Source organism: Hymenobacter nitidus (assembly GCF_020447315.1).
GTDB classification, from domain to species: domain Bacteria; phylum Bacteroidota; class Bacteroidia; order Cytophagales; family Hymenobacteraceae; genus Hymenobacter; species Hymenobacter nitidus.
On sequence record NZ_JAJADQ010000008.1, the window covers coordinates 109,576 to 122,427 of the forward strand.

A 12,852-nucleotide genomic window follows, 5' to 3' on the forward strand; every position below is an offset into this window, starting at 1 on the left:
GTGAAAACGTGTCAAAGGCAGGACGGCTTCGTACGCGTATGACGGGAGGAATAGAACAACAAACTCGCTAACTCACCTTTTCCTCCGCAATCCAGCCTTCGGCGCGCATGAGCAGGGCCAGGGCAATGTAGAAGAAGGAACCTACTTTGTCGACTTCTACCAGTTCGTTGAGCAGCAGGTGGAAGATGATGACGACCAGGGAAAGGCCCGCGGCCAGCACCACGCGCCGGTTCTGGGGCGAGCGGCTACGGTGATAGAGATTCTCGACCGTGACGAGGGCCGTACCGAAAAGCACCGCGAAGAGCAGAAAGCCCGGAAAGCCCTGCTCGGCCAGCTGTAGCAGGAAGTAGTTGTGGGTGGTCGACTTCTCCGGGTTGTCACTCACGTAGGTACGGAAGCTCTTGACCGTGTACTTCTTATACTCGGGATAGAAGGTGCTGGGGCCGCTGCCCGTTACGGGCTTTTCGCTGATCATGCGCGCGGCGGCTACCCAGCGGTACACCCGCTCCATGCCCGATACGTCCTGCAGCTTGTAGGTGGCCTCCAGGTGCTTTTCGAAGTTGTGCCCGTTGAAGACCGTCTTCTCAAAATCCGGCGCATACAGCATGTAGTTGTTGTTGTGCATGTAATACGTGGCCCCCATAGTCGTGACAATAGCCGCCACGGCCAGAATAACGCGGGTGAGCCGCAACCGCAGGGCCAGGTAAAACAGGCCGGCAATGGGCAAAGAGGCCATGGAGGCGCGGGTGTAGGAAAACAGCACCCCGAACAGCAGCACGCCCAGGGCAATGCGCCAGAGCAGACGCCGGGTGCCCTGCGCGTCGCGGGCGGCGTAGAATACGTAGGGAATCAGTAGGGCCTGCACCACCGCGTATATCACGTGGTTGATGTAGAACGGCTGAATGGCCCAGTTGATGGAATCAAAGCTCAGCCCCTTGGTAGCGTGGCGCAGCGTGGTATACACCACCGTAGCCGCCGCCCCGGCCACGTAGAAAGCCACCAGCCGCCACACGTCGGCGGGGCGCCGCACGATGGACACCGTGACAAAGACAAAGGGCACGATGTACCAGGTTTTGGCCAGCAGATACTTCACCGACTTGACGGTACTGACCGAAAACAGCGTCGATACCGTGGACCACAGCAGGGCCAGGCCGATGATGATAACCAGCGGGTGCCGCCAGATATGGAGTGGCACGCCCGTGCGGCCCAGCAGGGCACTCACCCCGAAGCACACGAGCAGAATCAGCATCAGCGGCTCGGAAGGCACGTCCATGCTCAGGCCGCCGGGCAAGGGGATTTCCCGCGAGAAAGCCAGCGTCAGCAACAGGGCGTAATACACCCAGCGCCAGTCGACCAGTAGCACGCCCACGCCCAGGCCCGCCACGGGCAGCGCCAGCCACAGGGGCGCCTCCAGCAGGGCCGCCGCCGTGCCGCTGACCAGCAGAAGCCCAATGAAAGCTACGTACAGGCGTTGGGCCGGGTCGCGGGGGCGCAGGCGCGCCAGCAGGGTAGTAGCGGCCATGAGGAGGTTAATACTGGGGCTCGGAGCCGGGGCGGCCGACGCTCAGGTTGCCGCGGTACAGCTCCAGCAGCGTGATGAAAATGATGGACAGCGCCAGCGTAACGACTACCGACGACACCACAATCAGCCAGCGCACGGGCGCGGTTTTCTTGGTTGCCGGAAAGGCTTTCTGCACGCTGTAAATCGACGAAATCTTGCCGCTGATACCCAGCTTGGCAGTTTCGTAGGCGTTGCGGGCCCCAATCAGGCGTCCCTGAATGTCGGCAAAGCGGGCGTACACGGTGGCCATGCGGTCGGTGCCCTTCACGTAGTTTTCCAGGTTCAGGAAGTTGCCGCCGTCGGCCTGGGTGAGGCCGCGCAGGGCCTTGCGCAAGCCGGCGGCCTTGCTCGTGTTGCCTTCGCCTTCGGCCTGGCGCAGCTTGGTTTCGGTTTCAATAATGGCCCGGCCCAGGTAGCGCGACTCGTTTTCCATGCCGTAGATGCCGTAGCGGCGGCGGCCTGCCAGCAGGCTGTCGTGGGCGGCGCTGTATTCACGTTCCAGAAACTCCTTGCGGCCCTGGTAGAGGTTGATGATGGTACGGCGGTTTTCGAAGGTCAGCTGCTGGTTAATCGAGTCGATGGCGGCCACAATAGCGTTGGCCACGCGGGCGGCCAGTATCTTGTCTCGGTCGAGGAAGTTCACCTCAATAGCATCCCGGTCGTTGTGCACGATGGTGAAGTTGCCGTTGAACTCATCCAGGGCGGCCTGGTCGGCCAGGTCGTCGCCGGCCTTGCCGGTTTTGTAGTGCTTGTGCAGGTCGAAGCGCTTGATAATCAACTCGGCCAGCGTCTGCGACTCGCCGATGGTAATGACCCGGTCCAGGTCTTCGGCCCGGCCGCCCAGCTCCAGCTTGCCCCCGTCCGACACAATCCGGTCGGGGTCGGTGGTGTTGGGGTTGGTGGGGTAGAACACGGCCGTGGACTTATAGATATTCGGCATCATCAGGCTGACAATCACACTGATAATGAGCGCCAATGCTGCGGCCCCGGCAACGAGATATTTCCAGCGGTTAACAACGGGCCAGAGGCCCAGTAGCGAATAGGAGCGGGATGACATGCAACAAGTAAAAGGACAACGGGCACAGTTTCGGCCGTTTTTCGGCCAACTGCATTGGGGGCAAAGCTACTTCAAATTCCGCGCATTGAATAGGGCCGCAGGCGGCGCCGGCTACGAAAAGCGCCCGGCCTGCAAACTGCTGCCCGGCGGGTGAAATGTGCCTGGGGTAACGGCCGAAAACCGGGCTGCCGCAAAGCTTTGCCGTAATTATGGGCCGGCCCCCGGGTTTTTACTTAATTTTGGCCCCCACCTACGCCCAGGCCGTATCAAAAAGTTTTTTGGAAATATCAGCTTCGTCGTGCTGCTCAATCTGCTGGTAAAGCCCGGCTGGGTGGTAGTGGAAAACCTGGTGCAGGACCGGCTGGGCCACGCGGTGTTTGGCACCTTCACGGCGTTACTCAACTGGACGCTGATTGTGGCCTCGGTGTCGGACCTGGGTACCACCCAGCTGACGACCAAGCGGGTAGCGGCCAATCCGGATTTTCTGACGGAGTACTTTCCCACGCTGCTGCCGCTGAAGGGCTGGCTCTCGGTGCTGTTTATGGGGCTGATGGTGGGCAGCGGCTGGCTGCTGGGCTACCGGGGCCACACGCTTACGCTGCTGGCCCTCACCGGCGCCTCCCTGCTCGTGACGCAGTACACGCAGTTTCTGCGCGGCACTTTGCAGGCTCACCAGCGCTTCAATACCGATGCGCTGCTCTCGGTGCTGGAAAAAGCTCTGCTCCTGGTGTTCGTGCTGGCCCTCATTCCGGTGGGCATCACCCTGGACCGCTACGTGGGGGCCCGCTCGGTGGCGGTGCTCTTTACCTTCGTGGTGCTCTACGGCCTCGTGACCAAGCTCTATGGTCGGGTGCGCTTCAAGCTGAAGTGGGACCATGCCCGCGGCCTGCTCAAAGCCAGCTTGCCGCTGGCTCTCATTACGTTAGTATATGGCCTGAACGAGCGGGTGGATATGCTGATGCTGGAGCGCCTGGCCTCGCCGGCCGAGGCGGGCTACTACGCGGCGGCCTACCGCTGGGTCGATGCCATTATGATGTACCTCTGGACGGTGCTGCCGCTGTTTTTCGCCAAGTTTGCCTTTGCCACCGGCAAGCGCGAGGAGCAGCAGGAGCTGCTCTGGTTCGGGCAGCGCGTCGTGACGGTGCCGCTGCTGTTCGTGTGTGCCTTCGTGCTGTTCCGGGGCGAGGTGCTGTTCTGGCAGTTTACCCACAGCACCGGCCCCGAGCTGGCACGCATGACGCTGAGCTTGAAAATCCTGTTCGTGAACGTGCTGGTCCACGCCTTTTTTGCCATCTACAGCACCCTGCTCACCAGCACCAACCAGGAAAAGCCCGTGAGCTGGCTCGTGGCGGGCAGCATCGGGCTGAACGTGGTGCTCAACCTCATTTTCCTGCCCCGCTACGGCGCCGTGGCTGCCGCCCTGAACACGCTGCTCTGCGTCGTGTTCGTCTCGGGGGGCTACTTATGGCTGGTGCAGCGCAGGGCTGGGGTGGCCATTCCCTGGGCTACCATTGCCCGGCTGCTGCTGGCCTTCGGGCTGCTGTGCGGCGTGTTCTGGGGCCTGCGGCTGTGGCTGAATCAGTGGCTGCTGGAGGCGGTGGGAGCGGGGCTGGTGTTCGTGGGCATTCTGTTTGCCACCGGCACTGTGCGGCTGGCCGAGCTCAGGGCTCTGCGCCGCTAAGCGGGCCCCGCCGCCAAATATTTTTCAAAAAACGGGCATCTTAGCGCCTCCGAATCATCCAGCCCGTTGAACATTGCCGTTAACGTCCGCTTCCTGCTGCCCGGCGACAAGCTCGAAGGCATCGGCCGCTTCACCTTCGAAACGCTCAGTCGCCTGGTTCGCCAGCACCCCGAGCATACCTTCCACTTCCTCTTCGACCGCGCCTACGACCCGCGCTACCTGTTTGCCGACAACGTAGTGCCCCACGTGCTGCAGCCCCCGGCCCGCCACCCGTTTCTGTTCGTGGCTTGGTTCGAAGGGGCCGTGGCTGTCTGGCTGAATAAGAACCGCCCGGCCGTGTTTCTGAGCCCCGACGGCTTTACCACGCTGCGTACCCGCGTGCCACGCATCACCGTTATTCACGACCTGGCCTTCGAGCATTTTCCGCAGGATGTGGGCTGGCTGCAGCGCAGGTATTACCATTATTTCACGCCGAAGTTCGTGCAAGCCTCGGCCCGGATCCTGGCCGTATCGGAAGCTACGAAGCAGGACCTGACCCAGACCTACGGCACCAGCCCCGACAAAATCCGGGTGGTGTACAACGCCGCCGACGCCCACTTCCGGCCCTTGCCCGCCGACGAGCAGCAGGACGTCCGCAGCCGCTTCAGCGCCGGCGCGCCGTATTTTCTGTTTGTGGGTGCCCTGCAGCCCCGCAAAAACCTGGTGAGCCTGCTGCGGGCTTTCGACCAGTTCAAGGCCCGCACCGGCTCGGCGGCCAAGCTGCTCATTGTGGGCCGCACGGCCTGGAAAGCCGGTCCCATGTTCGATGCTTACCAGCAGATGCAGCACCGCGCGGCCGTGCACCTCACCGGCCGCGTGACGGATGTGGAGCTGGTGCAGCTCTACGCCGCGGCCCTGGCCACCGTCTACGTGCCGTACTTCGAGGGCTTCGGCATTCCCATCATCGAGGCCCAGGCCTGCGCCTCGCCGGTGCTCACCAGCAACTGTAGCTCCATGCCCGAAGTGGCCGGCGGGGCCGCCCTGCTCGTCGACCCGCTGTCCGTTGATTCTATTGCCACCGGCCTCACGCGCCTCGACGCCGAGCCGGCGCTGCGGGCCGAATTGGTGCGCAAGGGCCTGGAAAACGTGCGCCGGTTTTCGTGGGTGCGCAGCGCGGAGCAAATCTGGCAGAATATTGTTGAGGTAACAGCCCGGCGTCTGCCCGAGTAAAAACACACCATTTCACCACGTCACTATTTCACCGTTTCCCGCATGCATCTGCATCGTCTGCCCGAAGTAATGCACCGCTGGCTGCCCAACACCATCTGGCGCGGCCCGCATGCGGAGGCGGCCACGAAAACGCTGTACCTGACCTTCGACGACGGCCCCATTCCGGAGGAAACGCCCTGGGTACTCGAGCAGTTAGCCCAATTCGACGCCAAAGCCCTGTTTTTCTGCGTTGGCGACAACCTGGAGCGCCACCCCGATATTGCCCGCCAGGCCCTGGCTGCCGGCCACCAGCTCGGCAACCATACCCAGCACCACCTCAGCGGCTGGAGCACTCCGGCTGCTGCTTACTACGCGGATATTGCCCGCTGCCAGCAGGCCCTCAATGCGGTGCTGCCGGCCGGGGCGCCGCGCTTTTTCCGCCCGCCCTACGGCCGCCTCACGCCCGCTTTGAACCGCCACCTGGCGCCCGACTATCGCATCGTCATGTGGGATTTGCTGACCTGCGACTACGACCGGGACTACGCCCCCGAAAAGTGCCTGCGCGACGCGCTGCGCCTCACCCGGCCCGGCTCGGTGGTCGTGTTTCACGACAGCCTGAAGGCCAGCCGCAACCTGCGCTACGTGCTGCCGCGCTACCTGGCGCATTTCGCCGAGCTGGGCTTTCGTTTCGAGCTGCTGTAAACCAGACGGATGGAAGGGTTTCTGACGGGCTATTTCACGCTGTGGTTTCTGGTGCTGGCCACATCCACGCTGCTGTTCTGGGTGCGGCGGCGGCCCGCGCCCGCGCCGCTGGCGGCCCCGCTGCCGCCCGTCAGCATCCTGATTGCGGCCCGCAACGAGGAAGCTGCCATTGCGCGCTGCCTCGCCGCCATCCGGCAGCTGAGCTACCCGCCCGAGCTGGTGGAAGTGCTGCTCGGCGACGATGCCTCCACCGACCAGACCCGCGCCGTGGCCGAACAGGCTATGCAGGGCTACAAAGGCCGGTTCCGTTGCCTTACCATTACCGAAACGCTGGGCTCGGCCCGCGGCAAGGCCAACGTGCTGGCCCACCTGGCCCGGGTAGCTACGTCTGAGTTCTTTTTTATTACCGACGCCGATATTGCCGTGCCCGCCGGCTGGATTCAGGCCCTGCTGCCCTTTGCCCGGCCGGAAGTCGGTACCGTCACGGGCCTGACCGTGGTGCACGGCCCGCGGCTGTTCGACCGGCTGCAGGGGCTCGACTGGCTGCAGTCGTTGGGGTTGGTGCAGGTCGTTTCCGACCTGGGCCGGCCCGTCACGGCGATGGGCAACAACATGCTCGTGACGCGGGCTGCCTACGAAGCTACCGGCGGCTACGAGCAACTGCCGTTTTCCGTCACCGAAGACTTTGAGCTGTTTAGGGCCGTGCTGGCCCGGGGCTTCACGTTTCGCAACGTGTACCGGCCCGAGGCGCTGGCTTTTTCGCTGCCCATCGGCACGCCGCGGCGCCTGCTGCACCAGCGGCGGCGCTGGCTGCGGGGCGTGGAGGCTTTACCGTGGTGGCTACAGAGCGGACTGATTTTTTACGCCATGTTCTACCCGCTGCTGCTGGTTCTGGCCTGGGTGGCCGGGCCGCTGGCCGCGCTCAGCGTGCTGGGTATAAAAATAGCGTTGCAGGGGCTGCTGGCCTATGGCTGCTACCGCCGGGCTGGGCTGCGCATGCCCTGGCACCTGCTGCCGGCTTTCGAGCTGTATACCGTGGCCCTGACCCTGGGGCTGGCCGTATTTCGGCTGCTGCCCGTGTCTTTCGACTGGAAAGGCCGTTTATACCAATAAGAATCTGGCTTTGGCTCTGCTTTTAGCGGCCAAAAGCCAACAACAAACGACCAAAAATCAACCATGCACCTCACCGATTCGCACGCCCATATCTATTCCGAGCAGTTCAAAACGGACCGTGACGAGGCCCTGCACCGCGCCTACGAAGCCGGCGTCACGACCATCGTCATGCCCAACATCGACCACACTAGCATCGATAGCATGCTCGAAACCGAGGCCCGCTTTCCGCAGCAGTGCTTTGCCATGATGGGCTTGCACCCGTGCTCGGTGGGCAAGGACTTCGAGCGGGAGCTGTACCTGGTGGAAGAATGGCTGGGCAAGCGGCCGTTTGCGGCAGTAGGAGAGTGCGGCATTGATTTGTACTGGGACAAAACCACGCTGGCCCAGCAGCAGGAGGCCCTGCGCGTGCAGGTGGCCCTGGCCAAAACCCACAACCTGCCGCTCGTGCTCCACACCCGCGACGCTTTTCAGGAAACCGCCGACATCATCGAAGCCGCCCAGGATGGCTCGTTGCGGGGCGTGTTCCACTACTTTTCCGGTACCAAGGAAGAGGCCGCGCGTGTGCTGCGCCTGGGCTTTAAGCTGGGCATTGGGGGCGTGACAACCTTCAAGAACGGCGGTGCCGACCAGTTTCTGCCCGATATTGCCCTGGAGCACCTGCTGCTCGAAACCGACTGCCCCTACCTGGCCCCCGTGCCCCACCGGGGCAAGCGCAATGAGCCGTCCTACCTGCCCCTGATAGCACGCCGCGTAGCCGAGCTGCTGGGCAAAGACCCCGAGGAAGTTGCCGAAGCCACCACCCGCAACGCCCAAGCGCTTTTCAATATGTGATTTAATGACTTGGTGAGTTCGTGATTTTGATGTTTTAACTGCGCAAAATTGAACGACAACTCACTAAGTCGCTAAATCACCATTTCACCACTTCACCACCTCCCGCCCGTGAATCATCTGCCCGTTACGCTGCCTCTTATTGATATTAAGCCGGTCGACCACGGCACGCCGCCGGCCACTTCCGCGCTGATTATTTACACGGGTGGCACCGTGGGCATGCAGTACAACCGCCGCGGGGAGCTGGTGCCCATGAAGTTCGAGCAGATCCGCAAGAAGATGCCCGAGCTGCGCCAGCTCAACATGAACCTCTCGGTGCTCAGCCTGCCCCAGCCCATCGACTCGTCCAACGTCACGGCTTCCGACTGGCTGGGCCTGGCCGCCCTTATCGAGGAAAACTATGCGCATTACGATGGCTTTGTGGTGCTGCACGGCACCGATACCATGGCCTACTCGGCGGCGGCCCTGAGCTATCTGCTGGAAAACCTGGGCAAAACGGTGGTGTTTACCGGGGCGCAGGTGCCCGTGGGCCGCATCCGCACCGACGCCCGTCGTAACCTGGTCACGGCCCTGGATATTGCCGTGGCCCGCCATTCCAAGGCCGGCACGGTGCGGGTGCCCGAAGTGTGCGTGTTTTTCAACGACCTGCTGATCCGGGGGAATAGAGCCAAAAAGGTGGAGAGTGAGCAGTACAACGCTTTCCGCAGCGAAAATTACCCGCCCCTGGCCCGGGCCGGCATTGAGGTCGAGTTCAACGACAGGCAGGTGCGGCACCTGCCCTCGGCCCCGCTGCACGTGCACCAGAATCTGGACGAGCGGGTCGTGATTCTGAAGCTGTTTCCCGGCATTACGGAGCGCGTGGTGCGGGCTGTGCTGGAGGTAAAGGAGCTGCGCGGCTGCGTGCTCGAAACCTACGGCTCGGGCAATGCGCCCACAGCACCGTGGTTTTTACAGTGCCTGCGCGATGCCCAGGCCCGGGGCGTGCAGATTCTCAACGTGAGCCAGTGCGAGGAGGGCCGCGTGATTCAGGGTCAGTACGAAACCAGTTCCCAACTCACTGATCTAGGCATCATTGGCGGAGAAGACATTACCACCGAAGCGGCCATTACCAAGCTCATGTTTGTGCTCGGGCTGGGCCGCAGCCCCCACGAAACGGCCCTTTTGCTGGCCCAGGATCTGCGCGGCGAAATAACTTCTGGCTAAGCCAAGCGGCCCGGGGCTTGTGTATCCGGAAAAAGGACCGTTACTTTGCACCCGATTACTGACCCAGAGAGGTGTCCGAGTGGTCGAAGGAGCACGCCTGGAAAGTGTGTATGGCCCAAAAGGTCATCGTGGGTTCGAATCCCATCCTCTCTGCACTTTGTGCGAAAAACCCTGAATATCCCGTTTAAACACGGTTTGTTCGGGGTTTTTTATTTGATGTGCGTGTAAGTGTGCGCGTATTCACAACCCAGCCAGCTTCTGGAATAGCACTAAAAAGGCCACCCGGACAAGAAGTAACATAGTTTCGCTAGGGATTGGGCCAAGGTATCCAGTTTGAGATGACCGACGCGCACGCAGACAGCGCAGGAGTGAATCCACGGCTGAGCCAACTCCGACGAGACTGTGTTGTGTTCCCAAGCAGAGCACACATGTTCCCTGCTTTGCCAACGACTGAGTTAAAAAGGGGCGTAGGTTATCGTCTGGTAATATGTCTGCCCCGGACCCAAGTCCTTGCGCAGGTGAACGGAGGTCGCCGTAAGCTCTACGATGTCACCTAGGGTGCTTGACTGATCCGGATAGCTATACCGTAGCTGGGTTTCGTTTTTTTCAAATGCCCAGCCGTAACTGAACACCTGCGGCCCCGACGCGCTGCATTTCACCACCCCTTCATCCACGGAGAGCGTGTTATCGGCATTGAACTGCAAGAAATTGTCCCGGGTGCAGGCCGGGTCCATCGCCAGGTAGTCGACGGTGACGCCGGTTTCTAGATTTACGGATACATTGCTCGTTACTTTCCATTTGATACCAGTAAGCAACGCGGTGCGCACGGTCAGCACGGTAATATCCTGAATGATTGATATGCTGCTGGCCACTGTAGTCAGAGCCTTAGGTGTGGGGGCGGCATATCCGGTTGCGGGCACAAACTTAATATCATATTTACCTAGCGGCAGGCCCTGAAACCGGTACGTTCCCGTTGCGTTTATGGTAGCCACGTACTCGGTGCCCCCACCAACCGGAGTAGCCGTTATTTTGGTAAGTGCCGTTGCTGGGGAGAAAAAGCCGGCCGCATCCTGTGCCGTAACAGGCGATGAGGCTGGGGCGGGGGTGTCCTTTGCAGAGTCGCTGCAGGCAGTAAGAACAACGGTGCTGATACACAGCGCTAAAAGATAGATGCGGAACGGTGTTATCATATAATATTGATGAAAGTAGATACAGTAAAAGTAGTAGCTTAGCAGGAGGTAATGTACAGATATTGTGATACATTCTGAAGTTCAGCCCGGCATTTTTATCGAGTTAACCAGTCGCTTCGCCGCTTCCTCAGAGGAGCGCAGATTATTCTTGGTCGTAGACTGTAAGTGTCTGGTACCCCTGATGCTTCAGGCGAAGCCACTAGGTTGCAAAATCAAGCGAGTTGTCACTTGGTATCTTCCTCAGAATAATAAAAAAGTATAGTCAGGGCATGAGCCATAGGGCTAAGTGGTCAATCTGATGCAGTCGTGGGGTTTTTGTCGTTAAAAAGCTACAATTTTTGGTTGCCATCGGCCCGCTAAACGGCCTGATTTTCGGGGTAATTCGGAACTGCTATAAAATTTTGTGCAAAATTGAGCCTTTCTTGTCCGTATTGTTGTTGCCTTACTATGTCTACTCCTACCAAACGTCCTCGTGTGCGCAAACCTGCGGAAGCTGCGCCACTTCCCGCCGTATCTCACGCCGACAGCCTGCTTGCCCTGCACGAGCGGGAAGAAGGCAAAACCGTGATGTATAAGCAGGATGCCTGGGGACACATCGAAACGCGTTTCGTGCGCACGCAGAACGTTGCCGCCTGGGAAGCCAAAGGCTTCACGGCCCGCTAACCGGCTCCATTGTCGAATCAAGTTTTTTTAGCGAAAACCCTGGCTCATTCTCCTGAAGAATGGCCAGGGTTTTTCGGTTCGTGCTAATGCAGCGACTAGTCCGTCGGCTTAGGCTTCGACGGTAGTTGTGTGCTCTACCGGGTGGCCGGCCGCCCGCAACGCCCCTTTAATGCTTGCCCAGTCGGGGTCGGAGCCAGTGGCGGAGGCCACGTGCGCCTCACCCGGCTCGATGCGGTCGACGACCAGCTGCTGGGCCTGCAGAATACCGCGAATCGTTATCAGATGCTCGGGCTCCACCATTGTGGGAAGCTGCAGGCGGTAGTGAACGAGCTGCGAATTATTGGCGGCGGGTCCGGCGGAGGAAGTAGTCATGGCGCAGAAAAAAGAGGTGGGAAAATCAGCGGGAGGCTTTGCGCATCTTTTTTTGAGCAGGCAAAGGGCTGTATTGGTTTACTTCTTCGGGCCCGGCAGGTTGCAGCGGTAGCGAGAGTTTCTGCCCTCGGGGCAAACAAAACGGTCTGACACCAGCCAAAACCAACGCCGGCCCGGTGCAGCCGTGAGCTTGCTGGCAGAAGATAGTTCCTACAAAGGGTAGAAACCATTTCCCGTTGGGGTCATGGTCAGGACGCAGGCTGTGGGGTATGGCACGGACGCGGAAAGGCCTTTCAGAGCATGTTGAAGCCTGCTGTAGGCAGTAATAAAAAATATTTCCGGCTATGACGTATAAATACTACATAGCATGTCGTATATTTGCGTCATACTAGTTGATATTCGTCATGACCTACGCTAAGACCAGCGAATTTACCCAGGAGCAGCAGGAGCTGGCCCGCGTGGCCAAGGCCCTGGCCCATCCGGCGCGGGTAGCCATTATCCAGCTGCTGGCTTCCCGCCAAACCTGCATTTCGGGCGACATAGCCGCCGAGCTCCCCCTGAGTCGCACCACGGTGTCGCAGCACCTGCAGGAGCTGAAAGCCGTGGACCTGATCCGGGGTGAAATCGAGGGCCTCACGGTGTGCTACTGCCTCAATACCGAGCTGCTGCGCCGCGTGCACCAGCAGTTCACGGGCTTCTTTGTGGAAGCCACTTCGAACGGTGCCTGTGGCCCGGACGCGGGCTGTGCGTGCTGATTTTCTTCTCTCATTTTCTAACAACTCTGCCATGAAAATCTCCGAAATGAAACAGGCCCTGACCGGGCTGGAAGCCGTGAATTTCCGCCTGCCCAGCGGCGAATACCTGCCCGCGCATTTTCACGTGACGGAAGTGGGGCTGGTCCACAAGCATTTTATCGACTGCGGGGGCACCGAGCGCCAGGAAACCGTGGCCAACTTCCAGCTCTGGGAAGCCGGCGACTACGACCACCGGCTGGCTCCCCAGAAATTTCTGCACATCCTCAAGCTGTCGGAAAAGATTCTGGGCCGGGAAGATCTGGACATTGAGGTCGAGTACCAACAGGCCACCATCGGCAAGTTCGGCCTGCGCCTCGACGGCCAGGACTTCGTGCTGACGCCCAAGCAAACCGCCTGCCTAGCCCAGGATGCTTGCGGCATTCCGGCGTCGGAGTTTGCCCTGCCCCAGCTCCAAACGACCGGCTGCACGCCCGGCGGCGGTTGCTGCTAACGCCGTTCTGAGCGGTGCGGCCCCGCGCGGGCCGCGCCGCTTGGTGGCC

The 12,852-nt window shown here is 60.7% G+C and carries 13 protein-coding genes and 1 tRNA gene; 10 read left to right on the plus strand and 4 right to left on the minus strand.

Going from position 1 to position 12,852, the window contains the following annotated elements; genetic code table 11:
- Positions 1–67: 67 nt before the first annotated feature.
- Together LGH70_RS15650 and LGH70_RS15655 are read right to left on the minus strand one after the other, a co-directional pair.
- Complete coding sequence (locus tag LGH70_RS15650; protein WP_226187421.1) at positions 68–1,522, minus strand: O-antigen ligase family protein; 1,455 nt, start codon at positions 1,520–1,522, stop codon at positions 68–70.
- A 7-nt stretch (positions 1,523–1,529) separates the two neighbouring features.
- Positions 1,530–2,618, minus strand: a complete 1,089-nt coding sequence (locus LGH70_RS15655) for a GumC domain-containing protein (protein WP_226187422.1) — start codon at positions 2,616–2,618, stop codon at positions 1,530–1,532.
- A 157-nt stretch (positions 2,619–2,775) separates the two neighbouring features.
- Here LGH70_RS15655 and LGH70_RS23865 point away from each other — a divergent pair, with 157 nt between their 5' ends.
- From LGH70_RS23865 to LGH70_RS15690, 7 genes are all read left to right on the plus strand, one after another.
- Entirely contained in the window at positions 2,776–4,299 is a 1,524-nt protein-coding gene (locus LGH70_RS23865; RefSeq protein WP_348533750.1) for an oligosaccharide flippase family protein, read from the plus strand.
- A gap of 66 nt (positions 4,300–4,365) precedes the next feature.
- Positions 4,366–5,508, plus strand: a complete 1,143-nt coding sequence (locus LGH70_RS15665; protein WP_226187426.1) for a glycosyltransferase family 4 protein — start codon at positions 4,366–4,368, stop codon at positions 5,506–5,508.
- 42 nt (positions 5,509–5,550) lie between these two features.
- Complete coding sequence (locus LGH70_RS15670; RefSeq protein ID WP_226187428.1) at positions 5,551–6,189, plus strand: polysaccharide deacetylase family protein; 639 nt, start codon at positions 5,551–5,553, stop codon at positions 6,187–6,189.
- A 9-nt stretch (positions 6,190–6,198) separates the two neighbouring features.
- Entirely contained in the window at positions 6,199–7,302 is a 1,104-nt protein-coding gene (locus tag LGH70_RS15675) for a glycosyltransferase (RefSeq protein ID WP_226187430.1), read from the plus strand.
- Between the two features lie 63 nt (positions 7,303–7,365).
- Positions 7,366–8,133 (plus strand): TatD family hydrolase, encoded by a 768-nt coding sequence (locus tag LGH70_RS15680; protein ID WP_226187432.1) that lies wholly within the window; start codon positions 7,366–7,368, stop codon positions 8,131–8,133.
- Positions 8,134–8,241: 108 nt separating this feature from the next.
- Positions 8,242–9,333, plus strand: a complete 1,092-nt coding sequence (locus LGH70_RS15685) for an asparaginase (RefSeq protein ID WP_226187433.1) — start codon at positions 8,242–8,244, stop codon at positions 9,331–9,333.
- A 65-nt stretch (positions 9,334–9,398) separates the two neighbouring features.
- Positions 9,399–9,486 (plus strand) — tRNA-Ser (locus tag LGH70_RS15690).
- Between the two features lie 302 nt (positions 9,487–9,788).
- Here LGH70_RS15690 and LGH70_RS15695 read toward each other — a convergent pair.
- Positions 9,789–10,523: a carboxypeptidase-like regulatory domain-containing protein gene (locus tag LGH70_RS15695; protein ID WP_226187434.1), complete on the minus strand. Its 735-nt coding sequence runs from the start codon at positions 10,521–10,523 to the stop codon at positions 9,789–9,791.
- A 447-nt stretch (positions 10,524–10,970) separates the two neighbouring features.
- On the opposite strand from LGH70_RS15695, the gene LGH70_RS15700 reads away from it, so the two are divergent.
- Positions 10,971–11,186, plus strand: coding sequence for a hypothetical protein (locus LGH70_RS15700; protein ID WP_226187435.1), 216 nt, complete (start codon positions 10,971–10,973; stop codon positions 11,184–11,186).
- Between the two features lie 108 nt (positions 11,187–11,294).
- Here the strand turns inward: LGH70_RS15700 and LGH70_RS15705 are convergent, their stop codons facing one another.
- On the minus strand, positions 11,295–11,558 hold the full coding sequence (locus tag LGH70_RS15705) for a hypothetical protein (RefSeq protein ID WP_226187436.1): 264 nt from the start codon (positions 11,556–11,558) through the stop codon (positions 11,295–11,297).
- A gap of 404 nt (positions 11,559–11,962) precedes the next feature.
- Between LGH70_RS15705 and LGH70_RS15710 the strand changes: the two genes are divergently transcribed.
- Together LGH70_RS15710 and LGH70_RS15715 are read left to right on the plus strand one after the other, a co-directional pair.
- On the plus strand, positions 11,963–12,313 hold the full coding sequence (locus LGH70_RS15710) for an ArsR/SmtB family transcription factor (protein WP_226187437.1): 351 nt from the start codon (positions 11,963–11,965) through the stop codon (positions 12,311–12,313).
- Between the two features lie 31 nt (positions 12,314–12,344).
- On the plus strand, positions 12,345–12,803 hold the full coding sequence (locus tag LGH70_RS15715; RefSeq protein ID WP_226187438.1) for a DUF6428 family protein: 459 nt from the start codon (positions 12,345–12,347) through the stop codon (positions 12,801–12,803).
- Positions 12,804–12,852 lie beyond the last annotated feature (49 nt).

What these genes read in the sequence shown, in the direction of transcription:
- LGH70_RS15650 (WP_226187421.1), bottom strand. Translation starts at nt 1,522, where the DNA reads ATGGCCGCTACTACCCTGCTGGCGCGCCTGCGCCCCCGCGACCCGGCC.
- LGH70_RS15655 (WP_226187422.1), bottom strand. Translation starts at nt 2,618, where the DNA reads ATGTCATCCCGCTCCTATTCGCTACTGGGCCTCTGGCCCGTTGTTAAC.
- LGH70_RS15670 (WP_226187428.1), top strand. Translation starts at nt 5,551, where the DNA reads ATGCATCTGCATCGTCTGCCCGAAGTAATGCACCGCTGGCTGCCCAAC.
- LGH70_RS15675 (WP_226187430.1), top strand. Translation starts at nt 6,199, where the DNA reads ATGGAAGGGTTTCTGACGGGCTATTTCACGCTGTGGTTTCTGGTGCTG.
- LGH70_RS15680 (WP_226187432.1), top strand. Translation starts at nt 7,366, where the DNA reads ATGCACCTCACCGATTCGCACGCCCATATCTATTCCGAGCAGTTCAAA.
- LGH70_RS15695 (WP_226187434.1), bottom strand. Translation starts at nt 10,523, where the DNA reads ATGATAACACCGTTCCGCATCTATCTTTTAGCGCTGTGTATCAGCACC.
- LGH70_RS15700 (WP_226187435.1), top strand. Translation starts at nt 10,971, where the DNA reads ATGTCTACTCCTACCAAACGTCCTCGTGTGCGCAAACCTGCGGAAGCT.
- LGH70_RS15705 (WP_226187436.1), bottom strand. Translation starts at nt 11,558, where the DNA reads ATGACTACTTCCTCCGCCGGACCCGCCGCCAATAATTCGCAGCTCGTT.
- LGH70_RS15710 (WP_226187437.1), top strand. Translation starts at nt 11,963, where the DNA reads ATGACCTACGCTAAGACCAGCGAATTTACCCAGGAGCAGCAGGAGCTG.
- LGH70_RS15715 (WP_226187438.1), top strand. Translation starts at nt 12,345, where the DNA reads ATGAAAATCTCCGAAATGAAACAGGCCCTGACCGGGCTGGAAGCCGTG.